Raw genomic sequence first — 21546 nt, forward strand, 5'->3', positions numbered from 1 at the left:
AAACCTATGACCATCACTCAACTTCACCTTGCCAATTTCCTGCAGCTTGTCGAAGAAGCAGGCTCGCTGACCAAACTTGCCCGCAAATGCGGTTACGACAACGCGGCATCCCTGTCCCAACTGAAACGCCGCCTTGAAGAGCAGGCAGAAGACGAAAAAGCGCGCGGCATCCGCCCCAGCCTTGCCGCCAAACTCGAAGCCGGCATGCACAAACGCAAAGGCTGGTTAAACCGCGACCACAGCAAAGATAAAGAAAAAGCCGCAGCCGCCGAAGCCGCCCGCCAAGAGCGTGCCGCCCAAGAAGCCGCAGCCGCTGCACCGGCATTCCATATGCCCGCAGAAGGCCGCGCAGTCAGCATCACCCGCAACACCAGCGAAACCCAAATCACCCTCAGCCTCAACCTCGACGGCACCGGACAATACCGCCTCGACACCGGCGTCCCCTTCCTTGAGCATATGCTTGCCCAAGTCGCCCGCCACGGCATGATCGACCTCGACATCACCTGCAAAGGCGATTTGCACATCGACGACCACCACACCGTCGAAGACATCGGTATCGTACTCGGACAAGCCCTGAAACAAGCCTTGGGCAGCAAAGCCGGTATCCGCCGTTACGGCCATGCCTACGTTCCGCTCGACGAAGCCTTGAGCCGCGTTGTCATCGACCTCTCCGGCCGTCCCGGACTCGTGTACAACATCGACTTCACCCGCGCCCTCATCGGACGTTTTGACGTTGACCTGTTTGAAGAATTCTTCCACGGCGTCGTCAACCACAGCATGATGACCCTGCACATCGACAACCTCAGCGGCAGCAACGCCCACCACCAAGCCGAAACCGTATTCAAAGCCTTCGGCCGCGCCCTGCGCATGGCGGCAGAATACGACCCGCGCATGGCAGGACAAACCCCGTCCACCAAAGGCACCTTGAGCGACGAATCCGTTGCCGTTGAAGTTACCGTTGAAGAAGAAGCGCAAAGCGAAGCGTAATCCGCTTTAAAAAAGGTCGTCTGAAAACCGGAAAATAGGTTTTCAGACGACCTTTGAACATGATAAGGACGCTTAATTATTGGTGTCTTTTGCTGTTTTATGTTTTAAATAAGACGAGATTGCGGAAAGTATGGGGAATATACTGAATCTTTGATACCGTTTCAGTCGTCAACCATCATTCCCGCTTGCATAGAAATAACGAAGCAGGAAATTTCTGTCTAAATGACGATAAAAGAAAAGGTCGTCTGAAAACCTGTTTTCTAGTTTTCAGACGACCTTTTGGCAGATTGAGGATGGTTTATTGACGTTTCGCGCCGTAACCGCCGATTAAGTGTTCGCTGCCGTCTTTGTTTTGCAGGCCGTAGGTGCCGCCGATTTCTGCGGCGGACGGACCGAAGAATTTACCGCTCAAATTACCTTTCAAGCCGGCTGCGGCAGCTTCGACCTTGCCGAGGAAGAGGTTGCCGTTTTCCCATTTTGCCGTACCTTTCATGTCGTATTTTTCATCGGCTTCGGTTACACGGCGGCCGTTGGTATCGAGAGAATGGAATTGGGAGTTGGCAGTCTCAAAACGCACGCCTTTCAAGCCGAAATCGACGATGGCTTTGACATTGGCGGTCAGCTGACGGCTTTGATCGTCTTTCACAACGTAGGCTGTGGTCAGGCCGTTGTAAGTTGCTGTGCCGCTGGCAGGGAGGGCGGTAAATTTGGTTTCATCGCCCAAGCTTTGATAGCCGTGAATCACACCGGAGTTCGGATCGATATAGTGAGCGAAAGTTTGGTAAGTCCAACCGGCTGCGGCAGGATCGTGCATAACGATTTGCGTACCATCGACAAAGCGGATGACGTAAATCCCATCAAATCGTTTGTCAAACACCAAGCCATCGGCATCGGTACGGAAATAGGCAATTTGATTCGTTGTATCTTGAGTATATTTTGTCAAACCTGCACGGAGTTGACGGTTTAAGTCATATAATTCTGACAGCTCTTTAATCTTGGCTTCAATTTCTGCAATTTTGTTTGTATCAATGCCTTCAGTACCACCTTCTTTTGCTTTTTTAAGGTTTTCTCGTTCAGTCTTCAATTGTTTGAAAATTTCGACGATACGGTCATCCAAAGTTGATTTGCCGTATTCGTATTTGGTATTTTTTTCGCTGCCGTCTTGTTCACTGACATCGGCTTTGGTATTGCCTTTGGAATTAATTTTTACGATGAGTGAATCGGTAGTTGTCCACGCGGGTTGTGTTGCGCTGCCATTCACATTTTTATTGAATAGTACAACTCCATCCAATTTCACTTCATCGTTGGCTTTAAAATCTAAAGAGCTGATTAAACCGCCTTGATCTTTGTTTTGGTTGTCAGTTTGGAATTGCTCTCCTGTTTCTTTTTGGCGCAACTGAACATTCGGATTGCCTTGTTGTGCGCTTGCTGAAGAAATAAAGCTGGTGTGCAGCGGAGTGTCAAGGTTTAAGGCTGGAAGCGGGGCTTCGTCTTGCAGTTCTTCAAGTTTGTCGGCTTTGTTGCTGAGAGTGGGGGTCTGGGCTGTGCTGTTATCGTTATTGGCATTGCCGGTATTTGCGTTGTTATTGTTGCCGGTACCGCCGTTTTTGGCAGGACTGCCGCTGCCGCCGGTAGATGTCGAGCCGGTGGAAAGTGCGGCGGTATCGCCACCGCCGCCACCGCCGCAGGCTGAAAGGATTGCCGCGCTGACGGCGGTGAGGATGATGGTTTTGATTTTGGTGTTGATTGCAGACATATTGTCCCCCTTTTTTTGGTTGAAATGGTGCGTTTTTATCAAACGGCATAAATCCAATATCATAGATACAATCATGACAAAAACAAAATGTTATTTGTGTTTTGCAGGGAGATGGGTGAGTTGGCGGCGGTTTGTGTTTGATTTTTGCGACAAAAGATTGTTTAAAGATGTTGAACGGTTGATTGTGCCATGTGCGGAAAGGTAATGGGGTGGAAATGGCGGCAGGGGGTAAATTCTGCTCTTACCTTAATACATTAAAAAAGGTCGTCTGAAACCCAAAAATCAGGTTTCAGACGACCTTTTGTCAACGTTTTTATCAGAAGCGGTAATTCACGCCCAAGGCAAACTCGCGACCGCGCTCGTAGAAGGGAGTACGACCGTTGCCGTCGGGGAAGCGTTGGCTGTGCGAACGGTATTGCTTGTTGCCGATGTTGTTGACGGCGAAGTTGACGTTCAGGTTGTCTTTTTTCAGCGGCTGCCAGTTGGCGTAGATGTCGTGTACGCCGTAGCCTGATTTCTTGCCGTGTATCGTGCCTTGTCCGCGGGCGACATCGGTGTATTTCACGCTTTGGGCGTAGCGGCCGCGCCAGCCGATTTCGAGTTTGGGGTTTTCAAACTGATAAGACAGGCCGGTCAGCCATTGGCGGCCGGTGTTCCAGAAGGTGAACGAGCTTTCGTGGTCTTCCGCTTGAATCGGGCTTTCGCCGTAGTACATTTCGCCGTTCAGACGGGGTTTGACGTAGGACACGCCGGCGCGTGCGGTCAGGCCGCCCCAGCGGTAGGATGCGTCAAGTTCGTAGCCGTAGGTTTTGAGCGTGCCGCCGTTGTAAATCTTGCCGCGCTCGGTGATGGAGGCGGTATTGTTGTTGATTTTTGCCCAACGATAGACGATGAGGTCTTTGATGCGTTGGTGGAACACGCTGCCGCTGACGTTGAAGTTGTCGTTGCGCCATTTGAAGCCGAGTTCAGCACGGCGGGCGGTTTCGGCTTTGAGGTTGCTGTCCAAATCGGCGGCGGCGCCTGCGCGTTCGTTAGCCAACAGGGCTTCGTTCAGGCGGGGCGCACGGCTTGCCTGATTGAGGTTTGCCAAGAGGGAGAAGTTGTCGTTGATGTCCCAAATCGCGCCGATGCTGGGGTTGAGCTGACCGTGCGACGCGCTTTGTTTGCTGGCGGCGTTGTATTTGAAATGGTCGTAACGCAGGCCGGTGGTCAGGGTAACGGGGTGCAGGTTCCAGATGCCTTCCGCGTACACGCCGTATTCGGATTTCTTCTCTTTGTCGCGGTCATACAGGCCGAGAATCTTCAGCCACGCGCCTTTGTCGGACGGCTCGGAGGTTTCGTGGCGGTAGTTGACGCCGTATTTCACCATGTGTCCGTCGCCGAAGGAGCTGGCGAGGTTCAGATTCGCGCCGGTCGCTTTGATTTTGCTTAACTCAAGCTGGCCGAGGGGAACGCCGCCTTGAGCCGTGCCGGAGGCGTGGGCTTTCGGGGAAGGCGCGCCTTTAGGCGGCTTGGTGTCGTCGGTATTGATTTGGAAGACGTTGGCATCGATTTTGTCGATAAAGCCGACGTTGCGGCCGCGGTATTCCAGATTGTAGGATTGCTCTTTTTGATAAGTGCCGTCCACGCCGACGTAGCTGTCAACATTTTGGAACTCGGCTTTGTCGGTGCGGTTGCCTTTTTGGTATTCCTGACGGTAGGTCAGGCGGATGCCGTGGTCGTCGTTGAAGTCGTAGCCGATTTTGGCGAGGTAGCTGTGCTGTTTCAGACGACTGCCGCGGTTGACATTGCCGTTGCCGTCTTTGTAGTCGCGGTTGTTGAGGAAGTTGCCTGCAAACAGGGCATCGAAGCCGTTTTGATAGCCGTAAACCGCTGCGTTGCCGGTTGAGCCTTTATTGCTGCTCAAGCCCGCGCCGAGTTTGAAACCGAAAGGTTTGCCGTCCGTCAGCAGGTCTTTCGCGTCAACCGTCGTTACGCGGATGGTACCGCCGACCGCACCCAAGCCCGCGCTCGCCGCACCTGTGCCTTTTTCGACGTTGATGCTTTTCACTAAAGCAGGGTCAAGCTGGAAGCGGCTTTGGTGGTGGAAGATTTTGGTGGATTGGCTGGTGCCGTCCACTTCCAGATTAATCTTGTCTTCGCCGACGCCGCGGATGCTGTAAAACTGCGCCACACCGTTGCCGCCGCCGACATCCATGCCGATTTGGTCTTTCATGACTTGTTTCAAATCGGTCGAAGTTTCGCGGTCAAGCTGGTTGCGGGTAACGCGGGTCGGTACGGCAGTACCGGTAACGACGACTTCTTTCAGTTCGGCAGTTGCTTCGGGGCGAACGTTGTCTGCATGGGCAAAACCTGAAGACAGTGCCAGCACCATGATGCTGAAACGGAAGGCGGGGGAATGGGGGGATTTCATGTTCTTCCTCTAGTTGGGTGATTAAGGGTGTTGCGTTAAAGCAAGAGTGTATATTCTAATATTTTTTGATAATGATTTGCAAACAATATACATTACTCTGAGAATATTAATCATATTTTCAGAGGCCTACATTTATTGATGCTCTTTAACCGAATGTGGCGGAAACCGGATTTTCAGAAGGGCTGGCGATATTTTTGCTGTCGGCATCGCGTTGTTTGATGGCTGCGGCATCGCTGGTGGGGATGAGAAACCTGTGTTTTAGAAAGAGGGGGCTTGTTGTATAGTGGATTAAATTTAAATCAGGACAAGGCGACGAAGCCGCAGACAGTACAGATAGTACGGCAAGGCGAGGCAACGTCGTACTGGTTTAAAGTTAATCCACTATAATGCGGATATTTGGATGGAGGGATGGCGTATAGAGAAAGGTCGTCTGAAACCCTGATTTGTGGTTTCAGACGACCTTTTTTTAATCAAATCAAATTACTTCGCAGCCTTAAACGCGTCGGTAACCTGTTTGGAAGCGTTCAGCAATTCTTGCGCGCCGCCCGCCGCCAAGTAGGTTTCGGGAACGAGGTAAACCACTTGTCCTTTTTTCCATGCGGTTGTTTCGGCGACCAGCGGATTGTTCAACACGTCTTTCGCCGCCTGTCCTTCTTCGCCGATGGCAGCGCCCCTGTCAAGGACAAACAGCCAGTCGGGATTTTTCTCTTTCAAGTATTCGAAGCTGACGGGCTGACCGTGGCTGCCTTCTTTGATGGCTTCGTCAACGGCCGGAACGCCGATGTCTTTGTGCAGCCAGCCGCCCAGTCGTGAAGACGGGCCGAAGGCGGACATTTTCCCGCCGTTGACCAAAATCACCAAACCTTTGCCTTTACCTTGCGCGGCAGTTTTCGCAGCGTCGAAAGATGCGTCGATTTCCGCCTTCAGCTTGTCGGCTTCCGCCTGTTTGCCGAAGATTTGCGCCAGCGCGTCGATACGCTCTTTGGCACTTTCTTTGAGGTTGGCGGTATCGGCGGTCATTTCGATGGTCGGCGCAATGGCGTTCAACTTGTCAAACGCTTTGGCTGCGCGGCTGCCGATGATGATGAGCTGCGGCTTATAGGCGTTGAGCGCCTCGTAATCCGGCTCGAACAGCGTACCGGCAGGTTTTGTCGTTTTGAAATATTCGTCCAAATAAGGCAGCAGGTTTTTGTCGATGGACAAACCGGTTTTCACACCCAATTTGTTTAAAGTATCGAGCATACCCAAATCGTAAACGGCGATGCGTTCGGGATTTTGCGGTACTTTCGCGTCGCCGCGCGTCGTTTTGACGGTCAAACCCGCGCCTTCGGTTTGGGCTGCGGAAGCGGTTTGGGCGTTTTGGTTTGAAGCGGAATCTTTCGGCGAACACGCACCCAAAGCAAGGGCGCAGCATACGGCTAAAGCAGTTAAACGTAACATGGGATAATTTCTCCGTTGTCGGGTTCGGGGCAGATAATATGGACGGGTCGTCTGAAAATCCGCAAAGCGGATGCACGCATCAAATACCTGTTCCAATCCTGCCGTTGTCAAAAAAAGGTTTGGAAAATGCCAGATTGAGAAATCTGATAGACGGACAGGTCGTCTGAAAACCGAAGCTGATTCAGACGACCTGCCCGTATTTTACCCGCTCTTTTTAGAAGCGGTAGTTAACGCCCAAGCGTACATCACGTCCGGTACCTGGTAGGGTATTGGTCCAGCGTTGACTGTGCGGATAGTAGAACTTGTTGAACACGTTGTTAACTGAAAGATTGATATTGAGCGTGTCTTTGCCCAATGGTTTCCAGTTGGCGAAGACATCGTTCACACCGAAACCTTGGCGTACAACGTTTTCCAGTTTGCCGTCGCGACCTTTTTGACCTGCCACCAATATCGAACCCACGGCTTTTTGAACATAGCGTCCGCGCCAGCCGATTTCCAGATTCGGATTTTGGAAGCGGTAGGCAAGGGAAGCCGTCCAAGTGCGGCCGGTTTGTGCGCCAAACTCGGGGTTCGCGCTTAACAATTTATCTTTGTGTGTATCGTAAAAACGCGGTTTGCTGTGGCTTACGCCGACTTTGGCAGTCAAGCCGCCGGTGCGGTAGGACGCGCCCAATTCGTAACCGTGGTTTTTGATGTAGCCGGCATTGACGGCTTCACGGATGGCGACAGAGTCGTGGCGGTTTTGCGGATTGGCAAGCGCGTCTTTGATGGTCTGCCAGAAGTAGCTGCCGTTTGCGGCAAACGTGCCGTCGTTGTAGTTGAAACCGATTTCGGTATTGCGCGCGCGTTCGGCTTTGGTGCCGTCGGCAATCGAGATGATGCCGCGCTTGCCGTGGGTTTGCAGCGCGTCATACAGGCGCGGGCTGCGGCTGGCGTAGTTGTGGCTTGCGCTGAAGCTCCAGTGTTCGTGCGGCTGCCAAATCACGCCGAAACTCGGGTTAAGGCTGCTGCTTGAAACGGTTTTGCCGTCATGGGTTTTCACCTTGAAGCGGTCGTAACGCAGTCCGCCGGTCAGGGTAAAGCCGTTAATTTCGTGAATGGCTTCGATATACGCGCCGGTATCGGTTTTGGTCGGGTTGGACAGTTTGTAGGAATGGACAAGATCCATAACTTTCTTGTCTTTCGCTTTTTCTTCATCGGTCTTATCTATTTCTTTTTTAGGATCTTTGGGGTCTGGTTTCTTACCGGAGATCTTAAATTCGTTGTTCAAAAACGCTTGCGGCTCGATTTCCTGATGGCGGTAGTTGATACCGTATTTCAACAGGGTTTGTTCGGCAAGGCGGCTGTCGAAGTTGAAGTTCGCACCACGAGTGGCGATTCGGGTATGGTTAGGGCCGACCACATTGCCTGCGTAACCGCTGCCGCTGTCATCGGCGGAATAGCGTTCGTTTTCCAACACATAGGCGTTGGCGTTCAGTTTTTCGACAAAGCCCAGGTTTTTACCCGTGTACTCCAAGTTGGTGTTGGATTGGGTAGTTTCACGGTATGAGGGTTTCTGCCTGTCTTTTGCAGGGTCGGACTCGAAGATTGTAAACTCTTCACGCACAGTACGGATGCCTCGGTGCTGGTCTTTCATGTGGCTCAACACGATGCGGTGGTCGCCGTCGCCGAAGGTTGTTCCGATTTTGGCCAGGTAGCTGCGTTTGTCCAGTGCGCTGTAAGGTACGGTTTTGCCGCCGTTGGGACTTTTGTAGCCTTTACCTGCTTCGTACTCTTTTTCATCGTTGCGGTTGTAAGAGAACAAACCGTCGAAGTTGCCCTCTTTTCCGAATACGCTTGCGCCGTAGTTTACGCCGTCATTAGAGGCATAGCCGCTGCTGAGGCGCACGCCCCAGTTTTTATCCAAGCCTTTGAGCAGGTCTTGGGCATCGACGGTTTTGGCGATGATCGCGCCGTTGGTTGCGCCGATACCGGCAGAGGCGGAACCCGCGCCTTTTTGTACGGAAACGACTTTAACCAAAGCGGGATCGACAATAAATCTGCCTTGGTGGTAAAGGATTTGGCTGTCGGAATAGGCGTTGTCCACCTTGATGTCGACAGAGTTCTGACCCATGCCGCGCAAGGTCATGTGTTGGGATGTGCCGTTACCGCCGCCGAAATCGATGGCAGGTTCTTCTTTTAACAATTCGCGCAAATCGGTTGATGTGCTTTCGTCTTTTTGACGAAGGGTGACGATATTAGTTTTGACCTTGCTGCCTTGGCGGTCGCCTTTTACGGTAACGGTATCAAGGGTAACGCTTTCTTTCGCTTCGTTTTCCGCGTGGGCAAAACCGGCGGCGAGTGCCATTGAAAGCAGGCTGAAGCGGAACAGGGGTGAAGTCATGGAAATTTCCTTCTGTTGGATAAGTTTCAGTTAATCAATAAATTATTTATTAATAATAATTTTTATTTATTTTAAAGGTGGGATATTATTTTGTAAAGGTGTGCATAGTTTTGCGCCAATAATGTTTGGTTTTTTGTTGATTGAAGCATGTGAAGCCCACCGTCTGTAAAAGGTCGTCTGAAAATGCCTGCCTGCTTGATCAGCATTGAAAGTAGGGCGGGGATGGTGCGCAACTTGCCATGTCTGTTTTCAGACGACCCCGCATAGAAAATTTTTACTTCTTCCCTTGAATTTATCGGGACAAACCCTAATTTGCCGCTGTGTTAAGGTAAGTTTGTTGACAAACTTGCCGCCTTCTTTTTCAAACCGCATCTGCCGGATGAAGGCAGATGATTGTTTTCAAACTATTTATCGGAGCATAAAACATGACCATCCGTCCTTTACACGACCGCGTCGTCGTCAAACGCTTGGAAGCTGAAGAGAAAACCGCATCAGGCATCGTCTTGCCGGGCGCAGCCGCTGAAAAACCCGACATGGGCGAAGTGATCGCCGTAGGTGCGGGCAAAATCGGCAAAGACGGCGAACGCCGTCCGCTGGATGTCAAAGTCGGCGACAAAGTGATTTTCGGCAAATACAGCGGTCAAACCGTAAAAGCCGACGGCGAAGAGCTGTTGGTAATGCGCGAAGAAGACATTTTCGGGATTGTGGAATAAGCATTCCGTGCATTCAAAACGACAGGTCGTCTGAAAAGGCGTACAAGGTTTTCAGACGACCTCAGACAGAATCAAATGTATTAAATAAATTAGGAGAATCAAAATATGGCAGCAAAAGACGTACAGTTCGGTAACGAAGTCCGCCAAAAAATGGTCAGCGGCGTGAACACTCTGGCAAACGCCGTCCGCGTAACCTTGGGCCCTAAAGGCCGCAACGTAGTGGTTGACCGCGCATTCGGCGGCCCGCACATCACCAAAGACGGCGTTACCGTCGCTAAAGAAATCGAATTGAAAGACAAATTCGAAAACATGGGCGCGCAAATGGTGAAAGAAGTCGCGTCCAAAACCAACGACGTAGCGGGCGACGGTACGACTACCGCCACCGTACTGGCGCAAGCCATCGTAGCCGAAGGTATGAAATACGTTACCGCCGGCATGAACCCGACCGACCTGAAACGCGGTATCGACAAAGCCGTCGCCGCTTTGGTTGAAGAGCTGAAAAACATCGCCAAACCTTGCGACACTTCCAAAGAAATCGCCCAAGTCGGCTCGATTTCCGCCAACTCCGACGAACAAGTCGGCGCGATTATTGCCGAAGCGATGGAAAAAGTCGGCAAAGAAGGCGTGATTACCGTTGAAGACGGCAAATCTTTGGAAAACGAATTGGATGTCGTCGAAGGTATGCAGTTCGACCGCGGCTACCTGTCCCCTTACTTCATCAACGACGCGGAAAAACAAATCGCCGCGCTGGACAACCCGTTTGTATTGCTGTTCGACAAAAAAATCAGCAACATCCGCGACCTGCTGCCTGTTTTGGAACAAGTGGCAAAAGCCAGCCGTCCGCTGTTGATTATCGCTGAAGACGTAGAAGGCGAAGCCTTGGCGACTTTGGTCGTGAACAACATCCGCGGCATCCTGAAAACCGTTGCCGTTAAAGCCCCGGGCTTCGGTGACCGCCGCAAAGCCATGTTGCAAGACATCGCCATCCTGACCGGCGGTACCGTGATTGCCGAAGAAGTCGGCCTGTCTTTGGAAAAAGCCACTTTGGAAGACTTGGGTCAAGCCAAACGCATCGAGATCGGTAAAGAAAACACCACCATCATCGACGGCTTTGGCGACGCTGCCCAAATCGAAGCGCGTGTTGCCGAAATCCGCCAACAAATCGAAACCGCAACCAGCGATTACGACAAAGAAAAACTGCAAGAGCGCGTTGCCAAACTGGCAGGCGGTGTGGCAGTGATCAAAGTCGGAGCTGCTACCGAAGTCGAAATGAAAGAGAAAAAAGACCGCGTGGAAGACGCGCTGCACGCTACCCGCGCAGCCGTTGAAGAAGGCGTGGTTGCCGGCGGCGGCGTAGCCCTGTTGCGCGCCCGTGCCGCTTTGGAAAACCTGCACACCGGCAATGCCGACCAAGACGCAGGCGTACAAATCGTCTTGCGCGCCATTGAGTCTCCGCTGCGCCAAATCGTTGCTAACGCAGGCGGCGAGCCTAGCGTAGTTGTGAACAAAGTGTTGGAAGGCAAAGGCAACTACGGTTACAACGCAGGCTCCGGCGAATACGGCGACATGATTGAAATGGGCGTACTCGACCCCGCCAAAGTAACCCGTTCCGCGCTGCAACACGCCGCGTCTATCGCCGGCTTGATGCTGACGACCGACTGCATGATTGCCGAAATCCCTGAAGAAAAACCTGCTATGCCTGATATGGGCGGCATGGGTGGAATGGGCGGCATGATGTAAGGTTGCCCAAACCTGAGCGCAAACAAAAACCTGCACGGACAACCGTGCAGGTTTTTTCTTTGAAAGAAGGTCGTCTGAAAACGAGAAGGGTGAATTTTCAGACGACCCCTAGCTTATCTCGCCTGCTCCATAGCAGCCGTTAACGCATTAAAGTTTTGCATTAGCGTTGCTTTATCGAACCAGCCAGCCAGTGTAAACAGCTGTATCAAAATCCCTATAATCAGAACCATGCAGCAGAAGTACAAAAGATAACCTTTGAATACCGTCCAAACTTTAACCTGCCCCATCTTCATCAAGCCGACAGCCTGCGCCCAAAACGCCCAAGTCTTCCAAAACATCAGCAGCGGCGTAATCTGCGGGACGTAAAACACAAGCAGCGCCGGAATCATCAAAGCTTCCGATGCCAAGATGAATCCCCATAAAGGCAGGCGTGGCGCGCCGTTTCTGCTCAAAACATGACGCATCACACGGCTCAAAATCAGCCACTTTATAACGGTAACCAACACGCCAAAGACGGCGGTGGCAGTGCTGACGCCGAGCAAGGTCGACATATCTGCCGCATTAATCATGCCCAACAGCAGCAAAATCGCCAAAATGACAGGCAGCGTATAGAAATAATCAGCAGGATTTTTATAGCGCAGACGCAGAATATCCCACATATCGGTAAGAAAAGAATAAAGCATTGAATGACGAGTGGTTCGATAAAAAATAGAAGGCTGGATTTTAGCTGAAAATATACGGTCTGATAAATACAGACGATGTGATATGAATTGTCGCCACCTGCGAATATCCGCTAGAATACGCGCTTTATGGAAGGTCGTCTGAAAAGGATTCAATATGGCAAAAGCAAAAGGCGGTTTGGGCCGCGGTTTAGATTCCCTGATTTCCAACGGCGTGGACAACAGCAGCAGCGACCGCCTGACTACCGTCGCCATCAACGACATCCAACCCGGCCGTTATCAGGCGCGGGTACAGATGGACGACGAAGCCTTGCAGGAGCTGGCGGATTCGATTAAAGCGCAAGGCGTTATCCAGCCGGTCATCGTGCGCGAACACGGCCTTTCCCAATACGAATTGATTGCCGGCGAACGCCGCTGGCGCGCATCCCAACTCGCCGGACTGACCGAGATTCCGGTCGTCATCAAAACCATCAGCGACGAAACCGCGCTGGCAATGGGTTTGATTGAAAACCTGCAACGCGAAAACTTAAACCCGATTGAAGAAGCGCAAGGTTTGAAACGCCTCGCCGACGAGTTCGGACTGACTCATGAAACCATCGCTAAGGCAGTCGGCAAAAGCCGCAGTGCCATTTCCAACAGCCTGCGCCTGTTGAGCCTGCCCGAGCCGGTCCAAGAAATGCTCTACCACCGCCATCTTGAGATGGGGCACGCCCGCGCCCTGCTGACCCTGCCCGTGGTCGAGCAGCTTGAGTTGGCGCAAAAAGCAGTAAAAAACGGTTGGTCGGTGCGCGAAGTCGAACGCCGCAGCCAAATCGCCCATCAAACCAAACAGGAAATTAAAAAAACCATCAGCCCCGATATACGTCGTCTGAACGACGTGTTGACCGAAAGGCTGGGCGTTAACGCGGAAGTCAAAACCACCAATCACAAAAAAGGCAAAATCGTCCTCCACTTTGATACGCCGGAAACATTTGAATATCTGCTGAAACAGTTGGGCATCGATTATCAGATGTGAATTAGGTTGTGCGGAAAATTTAAAATTAAGGCCATCTGAAAACGTCTTCTCCAGTTTTCAGATGACTTTTTTATTGAAATAGAATTACTGGATAATGGCTGTAATTTAATGTAATTTGTGATAGAATAAAAAATTACATACGTTGTTAAATGTGGCTGGCGTTATTTCACAAAGGTTAACTATCTCTTGACGTGTGCAGGCTTCTTCATTATATTCTAGCATCGCTTGACCATTTCCGTTGTACCCCCTAATTTTGCATGAATCAGATTTTAGTTTATCAAATCATTGTTTTATTAATTATTTCTGTATTAAGTGCTGTTTTTGCGGGTGTGGATGGATTTTGGTCTTCTGTCGCAGGGGGAGTTTGTTATTTAGTCCCGTCTTCTATCGCAGTTTTACTTTTAAAATTTTCCAAGCGCAACCCTTTGTATCATGGTAAAGCGTTCATTATCGGGGAAATTTTAAAAGTAGTGCTGTCGCTGGTGATGATGCTTGCCGTATTCGCAGTTTGGCATCAGTCTTTGATATTCTTTCCGTTCTTGTTCGGATTGCTCGGTGTCAGCCATTTCGTTTTTTTAGTATTGTTGAGAGTGAAGCATTATGGCAGGTGACAAAATTACTGCTACTGATTACATCACGCACCACTTGCAAAGTTTGACCAGCCTTTCCGATGTCGCTAAGGGACAAGGCTTGGATAATATTGCTGATTTTTCTTTTATTAATATTGATGCAATATTTTTCTCTGTATTGTTGGGTGTAATCGGAAGTTTCCTACTTTTGCGTGGGGCTAAGAAGGCGACGGCGGGTGTGCCGGGGCGTTTTCAGGCTGCCGTCGAGATTTTGTTTGAGTTTGTGGATGATATGTGCAAAAGCATTATTCACAACGAGCAATCTCGAAAAGCCATTGCTCCGTTAGGCTTGACGCTGTTTGTATGGATTTTCCTGATGAATGCCATGGATATGCTGCCGGTCGATTTGTTCCCGTGGCTATGGCAAAACATTACCGGTAACCATCATGCATTGTTGCGTATTGTACCGACCGCAGATTTGAATACCACATTAGCGTTGGCTATCGGTGTCTTGGTGATTTGTATTTATTACAATATCAAAATCAAAGGTATCCGTGGTTGGATTCATGAGTTGTTCAGCGCTCCGTTCGGCGCCAAACTTGCTCCCGCCAACTTCCTTTTGAATCTGGTCGAATTTCTCTCTAAAACAGTTTCTCACGGTATGCGGTTGTTCGGTAACATGTATGCCGGTGAGCTGGTGTTCCTTCTGATTGCTTTGCTGGGTGGCGCTTGGGCGACATCTGGAAGCGTTGAAGTGTTGGATCCGATTCTGTTTGGTTTCCACATCCTTGCCGGATTGGCATGGGCGATTTTCCATATCTTGGTGATTACCCTGCAGGCATTTATCTTTATGGCCTTGGCGTTTGTCTATATCGGACAAGCTCATGATGCACATTAATTTATTAGGTAGTTTTTCATTAACTTTCTTTGTTTTCTCAAGGAGTAAAAAATGGGTTTGGTAGCAATTGCATGTGGTTTGATCGTAGCATTGGGTGCATTGGGTGCCTCTATCGGTATCGCAATGGTCGGTTCCAAATATTTGGAGTCTTCTGCTCGTCAACCTGAATTGATTGGTCCGCTGCAAACTAAATTGTTCCTGATTGCTGGTCTGATTGATGCCGCATTCCTGATTGGTGTGGCTATTGCACTGTTGTTCGCCTTCGTTAAACCATTTGGTGCATAATCAAACGGCGTGATCCGTCTAGGTACAGACTTCGGTCTGTTTGATTAACACTAGTACGAAGGTTAACTAACGTGAATATTAATGCAACCTTATTCGCTCAAATCATCGTCTTTTTCGGTTTGGTTTGGTTTACCATGAAATTCGTGTGGCCGCCGATCGCAAAAGCATTGGATGAGCGTGCCGCAAAAATTGCCGAAGGCTTGGCTGCTGCCGAGCGCGGTAAGAGCGATTTTGAACAGGCAGAGAAGAAAGTTGCAGAACTCTTGGCTGAAGGGCGTAACCAAGTTTCCGAAATGGTAGCAAACGCCGAAAAACGTGCCGCCAAAATCGTAGAAGAAGCGAAAGAGCAAGCTACTGTCGAGGCAGTGCGGATTACAGCACAAGCTAAAGCTGATGCCCAGCAAGAAATGAATCGTGCACGCGAAGTTTTGCGTGAACAGGTTGCTGCATTGGCGGTTAAAGGTGCAGAGTCTATTTTGCGCAGTGAAGTAGATACTTCAAAACATGCGCAGCTGCTCAGTGCTTTAAAACAGGAGCTGTAATCTTATGGCTGAGTTCGCAACGATTGCCAGACCTTATGCGAAAGCATTGTTTAATCTGGCGCAGGAAAAAAACCAAATTGAGTCTTGGTTGGGCGGACTGGAAGAATTAGCCGCGGTTGTTCAAAATCAGAAAGTAATTTCTTTTCTTGAGCAACCTGAAATCAATACTTCTGAAAAGGTAAATGTACTTGCCGAACTCGTTGAATTAAAAAGTGATGAATTGAAGAATTTCATTACTGTTCTGGTAGAGCAAAAACGTTTGCCTGTATTGCCTGAAATCTATGCTCAATATCAAGCTTTAACCTTGTCATTCAATCATACTAAGTCCGCTGTGATTTACAGTGCTTATCCATTGACTGAAGATCAATTGGCTGAGTTGGCTGAAATATTGAAAAAACGCTTTGACAGTAAGTTGCAGATTACAACTGAAGTCGCGCCTGAATTAATTGGCGGTGTCAAAGTTGAAGTGGGTGACCAGGTCTTGGATTTGTCGGTGCGGGGTAAATTGAATGCCCTGTATGCGACTATGACAAATTAGGAGAGTTTTCATGCAGCTTAATCCTGCTGAAATTAGCGATTTGATTAAAGCTAAAATTGAAAATCTGTCTGGAAATACAGAAGTACGTACCCGTGGTACGGTTATTTCTGTAACAGACGGTATTGTTCGTATTCATGGCTTGTCAGACGCAATGCAAGGTGAGATGCTCGAATTCCCGGGTAACACTTTCGGTTTGGCGATGAACTTGGAGCGCGACTCCGTCGGCGCCGTAGTGTTGGGTGAATACGAACATATTAAAGAAGGCGACACAGTTACTTGTACCGGCCGTATTTTGGAAGTACCTGTCGGCCGTGAGTTGGTTGGTCGCGTTGTAGATGCGCTGGGTCGCCCGATTGATGGTAAAGGCCCGATCAACACATCTTCCACAGCGCCAATCGAAAAAATTGCACCGGGTGTAATTGCCCGTAAATCAGTTGACCAGCCTATGCAAACCGGTCTGAAGGCCATTGACTCAATGGTTCCGATTGGTCGCGGTCAACGTGAGCTGATCATTGGTGACCGTCAAACAGGTAAAACAGCCGTAGCATTGGATGCTATTGTCAACCAAAAAGGTACGGGCGTTATTTGTATTTATGTTGCAATCGGTCAAAAAGCATCTTCTATTGCCAACGTAGTACGCAAATTGGAAGAGCATGGTGCAATGGAACACACTATTGTGGTTGCGGCGACCGCTTCTGAAGCTGCTGCTCTGCAATATATCGCACCTTATGCAGGTTGTACGATGGGCGAGTTTTTCCGCGATCGCGGTGAAGACGCATTGATTGTATATGATGACTTGTCCAAACAAGCTGTTGCTTACCGTCAAATTTCCCTGTTGCTGCGCCGTCCTCCCGGTCGTGAAGCATATCCTGGCGACGTTTTCTATCTGCACTCCCGCTTGTTGGAGCGTGCTGCACGTGTAAATGAGCACGAAGTTGAAAAACTGACTAATGGCGAAGTGAAGGGCAAAACAGGCTCTCTGACTGCATTGCCGATTATTGAAACGCAAGCCGGCGACGTCTCTGCATTCGTACCGACAAACGTAATTTCGATTACCGACGGTCAGATTTTCTTGGAAACCGACTTGTTTAACGCCGGTATCCGTCCTGCGATTAATGCCGGTATTTCGGTATCGCGCGTAGGTGGTGCTGCGCAAACCAAAGTAATTAAAAAACTGGGTGGCGGTATCCGTTTGGCACTTGCCCAATATCGTGAGTTGGCAGCCTTCTCGCAATTTGCTTCCGATTTGGATGAAGCTACACGCAAACAGCTGCAACACGGTGAAGTGGTTACTGAATTGATGAAGCAAAAACAATTCAGCACTTTGGATACAGCTGAAATGGCTTTGACCTTGTGGGCCATTAATAATGGTTCTTACGAAGATGTACCGGTATCCAAGGCATTGGCTTTCGAAGCAGAATTTTTGAGCTTTGTACGCACTCAGCATCCTGGTGTTTTAGAAGCAATCAATGCATCAGGTGCGATGTCCGATGAAAGTGAAAAAGCATTGACCGAAGCCATGAATTCTTTCAAATCTTCTTATGCTTACCAAGCCTAAGAGCTGAAATGAAAGGAGTCTGAAATGGCAGTCGGAAAAGAGATTCTCACCAAAATCCGTAGTGTTCAAAATACTCAAAAGATCACTAAAGCGATGCAGATGGTGTCAACCTCTAAAATGCGGAAGACTCAGGAACGGATGCGCTTGGCGCGTCCGTATGCCGAAAAAGTACGGACAGTTATGAGTCATTTGGCGCGAACCCATGAAGATCACGGTATTAAATTATTGGCACCTCATCGTGAAACACGTCGGGTAGGTTTCATTTTAATCACCTCTGATAAAGGTCTTTGCGGTGGTTTGAACGCGAATGTTTTGAAGAAATTCTTAGCGCAAGTCCAAGAATACCAAGAACAAGGCATTGAAGTTGATGTCGTCTGTTTAGGTAGTAAAGGTTTGGCAGCTTGTCAAAATATCGGTTTGAACGTTATTGCCAGTGCGATTAATTTGGGTGATACCCCAAAAATGGAATTGCTGCTTGGTCCATTGACTGAAATCTTCCAACGTTACGAGAAGCATGAGTTAGATAAAATACATTTAGTATATTCGTGTTTTGTGAATACCATGCGTCAAGAACCACGGTTGGAGGTTCTGCTGCCTATCGGCGAAAATGTGATAGAAGACGAGGAGAGTTATTCTTCATTCAGTTGGGAATACCGTTATGAGCCAAGTCCTATCGCTGTGTTGGAATATCTGGTTCGCCGCTATTTAGAGTCTGTGGTTTATCAAGCATTGAGTGACAATATGGCATCAGAGCAAGCTGCGCGTATGGTGGCGATGAAAGCGGCCACCGACAATGCAGGCAATGCCATTAAAGAGTTGCGTTTGGTATATAACAAATCGCGTCAAGCTGCGATTACCACGGAATTGTCAGAAATTGTAGCAGGTGCGGCGGCAGTTTAATGTCGTCTGAAACCTGAACAGGAAATTAGGATACGATAATGAGCCAAGGCAAAATCGTACAAATTATTGGTGCGGTAGTTGACGTGGAGTTCCCACGTGATGCCATTCCGCGTGTTTACGACGCCCTGAAATTGGATGCAAACGGCCTGACTTTGGAAGTGCAACAGCTTCTGGGTGACGGCGTAGTCCGTACTATTGCAATGGGTAGTTCGGATGGTTTGAAACGCGGCATGACTGTAAGCAATACAGGTGCGCCGATTACAGTACCGGTAGGTAAAGGCACTTTGGGACGTATTGTCGATGTATTGGGGACGCCTGTTGATGAAGCAGGTCCGATTGATACCGACAAACACCGTGCCATCCATCAGACAGCTCCGAAATTTGATGAACTGTCTGCGACTACTGAGCTGTTGGAAACCGGCATTAAAGTGATTGACTTGCTGTGTCCGTTTGCCAAAGGCGGTAAAGTAGGTCTGTTCGGTGGTGCCGGTGTGGGTAAAACCGTCAACATGATGGAATTGATTAACAACATCGCCAAAGCACATAGCGGTTTGTCCGTGTTCGCAGGCGTGGGTGAGCGTACCCGTGAAGGTAATGACTTCTACCACGAGATGAAAGATTCCAACGTATTGGACAAAGTGGCGATGGTTTACGGTCAGATGAACGAACCTCCGGGCAACCGTCTGCGTGTAGCCTTGACCGGTTTGACGATGGCCGAATACTTCCGTGATGAAAAAGACGAAAGCGGCAAAGGCCGTGACGTATTGTTCTTCGTGGACAATATCTACCGTTACACCCTGGCCGGTACCGAAGTATCCGCATTGTTGGGCCGTATGCCTTCAGCAGTAGGTTACCAACCGACATTGGCTGAAGAAATGGGTCGTTTGCAAGAGCGTATTACCTCTACCCAAACAGGCTCCATTACTTCTATTCAAGCCGTATATGTACCTGCGGATGACTTGACTGACCCGTCTCCTGCAACGACATTTGCTCACTTGGATGCTACTGTCGTATTGAGCCGTGATATCGCCTCCTTGGGTATTTACCCCGCAGTTGACCCGCTCGATTCCACTTCGCGCCAACTGGATCCGATGGTATTGGGTCAAGAGCACTATGACGTAGCTCGCGGCGTACAATCTACCTTGCAAAAATACAAAGAATTGCGCGATATTATTGCCATTCTGGGTATGGATGAATTGTCAGACGAAGATAAACTGACCGTGATGCGTGCGCGTAAGATCCAACGCTTCCTGTCGCAACCGTTCCACGTTGCCGAAGTATTTACCGGCTCTCCCGGCAAATATGTATCGCTGCGTGACACCATTGCCGGCTTTAAAGCTATCTTGAACGGTGAATACGACCATCTGCCTGAACAAGCTTTCTACATGGTAGGCGGTATCGAAGAAGCGGTCGAGAAAGCGAAAACCTTAAACTAAGGAGGTCGGCATGAGCATCATGCGAGTTGAAGTGGTAAGTAGCGAGCAGAACATCTATTCAGGCGAAGCCAGTTTTGTAGTGGTTCCGACTGTTCAAGGTGAGCTCGGTATTTATCCGCGACACGAGCCGATTATGAGTTTGGTACGTCCCGGTGCATTGCGTTTGACCGTGCCGGGCGAAGCCGAAGAAGTGCTTGTTGCCGTGTCCGGCGGAGTGCTGGAAGTGCAGCCCAACCAACTTACTGTGTTGGCGGATGTTGCCGTACGCAGTTCCGAGATGGATCGGGAGCGCGCGGAAGCTGCCAAGAAGGCGGCGGAAACCGGCATTTCTCAAGCCAAAGACGATAAATCGTTGGCTGAAGCACACAAAGCCTTGGCCGCAGCGATTGCCCAGCTCAAAACCTTGGATTATCTTCGTTCGCACAAAAACAAATAAGCAGATTTGCTTTACAAAAAGCACGGTTGATTACCGTGCTTTTTTATGATAAATGATTTTTAGCAGGGCAGAATCTTAGGTAACGAATGGTATAGAAAAGTTTTAAATGATTCCTTTATTGCGCATAATTTTACTTTTCTGATTCGGCAATAAAGGTTGTTTACTGAATACGGTTTTTATAGGATAAAGCAAATATTTTGGTAAGGATCTATCGCATTTTAAAGTTGTTTTAATATCGTCTGAATGTATTTAAGACGACTTTTTTGTTTTTAAGGACACCTATTGCCTATTCCAATAATGAATAAAGTTTGGCTATTTAGGAGGATTGCTATTTTATTTGGAATCAAAAAACAACAAAATTTATAGACAAGAGGTTTTTATTTTGCATAAACGGTATTTTTATTGTAAAAAATGCTAATTGGGTTATAATTTTAAAATACATTATCATAAATTAATGTGTAACCTATTGCGAAAAAAAATAAATATTTCATATTGCGGATAATTTGTCATGAACTTTGATTTCATATTTGGGGATGGTGTATCAGGTATGGCGGGATATAGCCTGATACTGATTTTGGCTGCGCTTGTCAGTAAGCAAGATTCAGTAAAACGGTTTATCAGCCGTTTTGCTGTTAATGTGCGTGCTCAATGCTACTTGGATGAAAATTCATATCATGTTTTCCGTCATCTTGATATACGTATTTCAGGAACACATGAACAAATTGATTATGTTTACGTTTCACGATTCGGTATTTTTATCGTATCTACACCGAATTACCAAGGCCGTATTTGGGGGGATAACGGAGATGGGATGTGGACGCAGAAATTCCATAGAACCAAGATGCTTTTCCCTAATCCATTGGCACAGAATCAACGCTATATCCAAGCTTTAGTGCGGCAGCTTGATTTAAGCCCGCGTTTGTTTTACTCGGTTGTCGTATTTTCGGGAAATTGCCAATTCCAAACTATGATGCCGGATAATGTCATTGAATCTACAGAATTCAATGAATACATTGCACAATATAGCGAAGTCGTTTTAAATGACGACAAAGTTGCTGAAATCAAAGAAATTTTAGAGAGTAATGAATTTGATAATGTGTTTGGTCAAAATGGTTCTCGATCACACGCTTAATAAAGTATAGTGGATTAACTTTAAACCAGTACGGCGTTGCCTCGCCTTGCCGTACTATCTGTACTGTCTGCGGTTTCGTCGTCTTGTCCTGATTTAAATTTAATCCACTATAAAACAGAAAATTT

General features: G+C 48.8%; 19 protein-coding genes. 14 read left to right on the forward strand and 5 right to left on the reverse strand.

What is annotated here, in order from left to right:
• Nucleotides 1-6: 6 nt before the first annotated feature.
• Nucleotides 7-987 (forward strand): imidazoleglycerol-phosphate dehydratase HisB, encoded by a 981-nt coding sequence (gene hisB, locus HMPREF2954_RS05065; protein WP_045074087.1) that lies wholly within the window; start codon nucleotides 7-9, stop codon nucleotides 985-987.
• Nucleotides 988-1285: 298 nt separating this feature from the next.
• On the opposite strand, the gene HMPREF2954_RS05070 is transcribed toward hisB, so the two are convergent.
• From HMPREF2954_RS05070 to fetA, 4 genes are all read right to left on the reverse strand, one after another.
• A complete protein-coding gene (locus tag HMPREF2954_RS05070) occupies nucleotides 1286-2743 on the reverse strand; it encodes a transferrin-binding protein-like solute binding protein (RefSeq protein WP_045074089.1) in 1458 nt (485 codons plus the stop codon).
• Between the two features lie 316 nt (nucleotides 2744-3059).
• Nucleotides 3060-5156, reverse strand: coding sequence for a TonB-dependent receptor plug domain-containing protein (locus tag HMPREF2954_RS05075; protein WP_045074090.1), 2097 nt, complete (start codon nucleotides 5154-5156; stop codon nucleotides 3060-3062).
• A gap of 480 nt (nucleotides 5157-5636) precedes the next feature.
• On the reverse strand, nucleotides 5637-6596 hold the full coding sequence (locus tag HMPREF2954_RS05080; RefSeq protein WP_045074092.1) for a siderophore ABC transporter substrate-binding protein: 960 nt from the start codon (nucleotides 6594-6596) through the stop codon (nucleotides 5637-5639).
• 214 nt (nucleotides 6597-6810) lie between these two features.
• Entirely contained in the window at nucleotides 6811-8979 is a 2169-nt protein-coding gene (gene fetA, locus HMPREF2954_RS05085; protein ID WP_045074094.1) for a TonB-dependent siderophore receptor FetA/FrpB, read from the reverse strand.
• Between the two features lie 425 nt (nucleotides 8980-9404).
• Between fetA and groES the strand changes: the two genes are divergently transcribed.
• Together groES and groL are read left to right on the forward strand one after the other, a co-directional pair.
• Nucleotides 9405-9692 carry a co-chaperone GroES gene (gene groES / locus HMPREF2954_RS05090; RefSeq protein ID WP_003684150.1) on the forward strand — a complete coding sequence of 96 codons (288 nt, stop codon included), beginning with the start codon at nucleotides 9405-9407 and terminating at the stop codon, nucleotides 9690-9692.
• Nucleotides 9693-9797: 105 nt separating this feature from the next.
• Nucleotides 9798-11432, forward strand: coding sequence for a chaperonin GroEL (gene groL / locus HMPREF2954_RS05095; RefSeq protein WP_045074096.1), 1635 nt, complete (start codon nucleotides 9798-9800; stop codon nucleotides 11430-11432).
• A gap of 113 nt (nucleotides 11433-11545) precedes the next feature.
• Here groL and HMPREF2954_RS05100 read toward each other — a convergent pair whose 3' ends face one another.
• On the reverse strand, nucleotides 11546-12115 hold the full coding sequence (locus HMPREF2954_RS05100; protein WP_045074098.1) for a hypothetical protein: 570 nt from the start codon (nucleotides 12113-12115) through the stop codon (nucleotides 11546-11548).
• 154 nt (nucleotides 12116-12269) lie between these two features.
• On the opposite strand from HMPREF2954_RS05100, the gene HMPREF2954_RS05105 reads away from it, so the two are divergent.
• The 11 genes from HMPREF2954_RS05105 (at nucleotide 12270) to HMPREF2954_RS05155 (ending at nucleotide 21421) form a co-directional block, all read left to right on the forward strand.
• Nucleotides 12270-13127, forward strand: coding sequence for a ParB/RepB/Spo0J family partition protein (locus HMPREF2954_RS05105; protein ID WP_039409549.1), 858 nt, complete (start codon nucleotides 12270-12272; stop codon nucleotides 13125-13127).
• 257 nt (nucleotides 13128-13384) lie between these two features.
• Complete coding sequence (locus tag HMPREF2954_RS05110; RefSeq protein WP_045074100.1) at nucleotides 13385-13738, forward strand: ATP synthase subunit I; 354 nt, start codon at nucleotides 13385-13387, stop codon at nucleotides 13736-13738.
• Nucleotides 13728-14594 (forward strand): F0F1 ATP synthase subunit A, encoded by an 867-nt coding sequence (gene atpB, locus HMPREF2954_RS05115; protein WP_045074102.1) that lies wholly within the window; start codon nucleotides 13728-13730, stop codon nucleotides 14592-14594. The genes HMPREF2954_RS05110 and atpB overlap by 11 nt, the downstream gene beginning before the upstream one ends.
• A gap of 51 nt (nucleotides 14595-14645) precedes the next feature.
• On the forward strand, nucleotides 14646-14879 hold the full coding sequence (gene atpE / locus HMPREF2954_RS05120; protein ID WP_003760443.1) for a F0F1 ATP synthase subunit C: 234 nt from the start codon (nucleotides 14646-14648) through the stop codon (nucleotides 14877-14879).
• A 71-nt stretch (nucleotides 14880-14950) separates the two neighbouring features.
• Nucleotides 14951-15421: a F0F1 ATP synthase subunit B gene (locus HMPREF2954_RS05125; protein WP_003760441.1), complete on the forward strand. Its 471-nt coding sequence runs from the start codon at nucleotides 14951-14953 to the stop codon at nucleotides 15419-15421.
• Nucleotides 15422-15425: 4 nt separating this feature from the next.
• Nucleotides 15426-15959, forward strand: a complete 534-nt coding sequence (locus tag HMPREF2954_RS05130; protein ID WP_045074105.1) for a F0F1 ATP synthase subunit delta — start codon at nucleotides 15426-15428, stop codon at nucleotides 15957-15959.
• A 10-nt stretch (nucleotides 15960-15969) separates the two neighbouring features.
• Complete coding sequence (gene atpA, locus HMPREF2954_RS05135) at nucleotides 15970-17517, forward strand: F0F1 ATP synthase subunit alpha (RefSeq protein WP_003760437.1); 1548 nt, start codon at nucleotides 15970-15972, stop codon at nucleotides 17515-17517.
• A gap of 24 nt (nucleotides 17518-17541) precedes the next feature.
• Entirely contained in the window at nucleotides 17542-18417 is an 876-nt protein-coding gene (atpG, locus tag HMPREF2954_RS05140) for a F0F1 ATP synthase subunit gamma (protein ID WP_045074107.1), read from the forward strand.
• A gap of 38 nt (nucleotides 18418-18455) precedes the next feature.
• Nucleotides 18456-19853, forward strand: coding sequence for a F0F1 ATP synthase subunit beta (gene atpD, locus HMPREF2954_RS05145; RefSeq protein WP_003760432.1), 1398 nt, complete (start codon nucleotides 18456-18458; stop codon nucleotides 19851-19853).
• 10 nt (nucleotides 19854-19863) lie between these two features.
• Entirely contained in the window at nucleotides 19864-20289 is a 426-nt protein-coding gene (locus tag HMPREF2954_RS05150) for a F0F1 ATP synthase subunit epsilon (RefSeq protein ID WP_003741652.1), read from the forward strand.
• A 508-nt stretch (nucleotides 20290-20797) separates the two neighbouring features.
• Nucleotides 20798-21421: a nuclease-related domain-containing protein gene (locus HMPREF2954_RS05155; protein WP_045074110.1), complete on the forward strand. Its 624-nt coding sequence runs from the start codon at nucleotides 20798-20800 to the stop codon at nucleotides 21419-21421.
• Nucleotides 21422-21546 lie beyond the last annotated feature (125 nt).

The organism is Neisseria sp. HMSC067H09 (genome assembly GCF_001814135.1).
In the GTDB taxonomy this organism is placed as follows: Bacteria; Pseudomonadota; Gammaproteobacteria; order Burkholderiales; family Neisseriaceae; genus Neisseria.

Bases quoted from the DNA above. Each gene is read 5' to 3' on its own strand.
- hisB (WP_045074087.1), top strand. From the start codon at position 7: ATGACCATCACTCAACTTCACCTTGCCAATTTCCTGCAGCTTGTCGAA.
- HMPREF2954_RS05070 (WP_045074089.1), bottom strand. From the start codon at position 2,743: ATGTCTGCAATCAACACCAAAATCAAAACCATCATCCTCACCGCCGTC.
- HMPREF2954_RS05075 (WP_045074090.1), bottom strand. From the start codon at position 5,156: ATGAAATCCCCCCATTCCCCCGCCTTCCGTTTCAGCATCATGGTGCTG.
- HMPREF2954_RS05080 (WP_045074092.1), bottom strand. From the start codon at position 6,596: ATGTTACGTTTAACTGCTTTAGCCGTATGCTGCGCCCTTGCTTTGGGT.
- fetA (WP_045074094.1), bottom strand. From the start codon at position 8,979: ATGACTTCACCCCTGTTCCGCTTCAGCCTGCTTTCAATGGCACTCGCC.
- groES (WP_003684150.1), top strand. From the start codon at position 9,405: ATGACCATCCGTCCTTTACACGACCGCGTCGTCGTCAAACGCTTGGAA.
- groL (WP_045074096.1), top strand. From the start codon at position 9,798: ATGGCAGCAAAAGACGTACAGTTCGGTAACGAAGTCCGCCAAAAAATG.
- HMPREF2954_RS05100 (WP_045074098.1), bottom strand. From the start codon at position 12,115: ATGCTTTATTCTTTTCTTACCGATATGTGGGATATTCTGCGTCTGCGC.
- HMPREF2954_RS05105 (WP_039409549.1), top strand. From the start codon at position 12,270: ATGGCAAAAGCAAAAGGCGGTTTGGGCCGCGGTTTAGATTCCCTGATT.
- HMPREF2954_RS05110 (WP_045074100.1), top strand. From the start codon at position 13,385: ATGAATCAGATTTTAGTTTATCAAATCATTGTTTTATTAATTATTTCT.
- atpB (WP_045074102.1), top strand. From the start codon at position 13,728: ATGGCAGGTGACAAAATTACTGCTACTGATTACATCACGCACCACTTG.
- atpE (WP_003760443.1), top strand. From the start codon at position 14,646: ATGGGTTTGGTAGCAATTGCATGTGGTTTGATCGTAGCATTGGGTGCA.
- HMPREF2954_RS05130 (WP_045074105.1), top strand. From the start codon at position 15,426: ATGGCTGAGTTCGCAACGATTGCCAGACCTTATGCGAAAGCATTGTTT.
- atpA (WP_003760437.1), top strand. From the start codon at position 15,970: ATGCAGCTTAATCCTGCTGAAATTAGCGATTTGATTAAAGCTAAAATT.
- atpG (WP_045074107.1), top strand. From the start codon at position 17,542: ATGGCAGTCGGAAAAGAGATTCTCACCAAAATCCGTAGTGTTCAAAAT.
- atpD (WP_003760432.1), top strand. From the start codon at position 18,456: ATGAGCCAAGGCAAAATCGTACAAATTATTGGTGCGGTAGTTGACGTG.
- HMPREF2954_RS05150 (WP_003741652.1), top strand. From the start codon at position 19,864: ATGAGCATCATGCGAGTTGAAGTGGTAAGTAGCGAGCAGAACATCTAT.
- HMPREF2954_RS05155 (WP_045074110.1), top strand. From the start codon at position 20,798: ATGAACTTTGATTTCATATTTGGGGATGGTGTATCAGGTATGGCGGGA.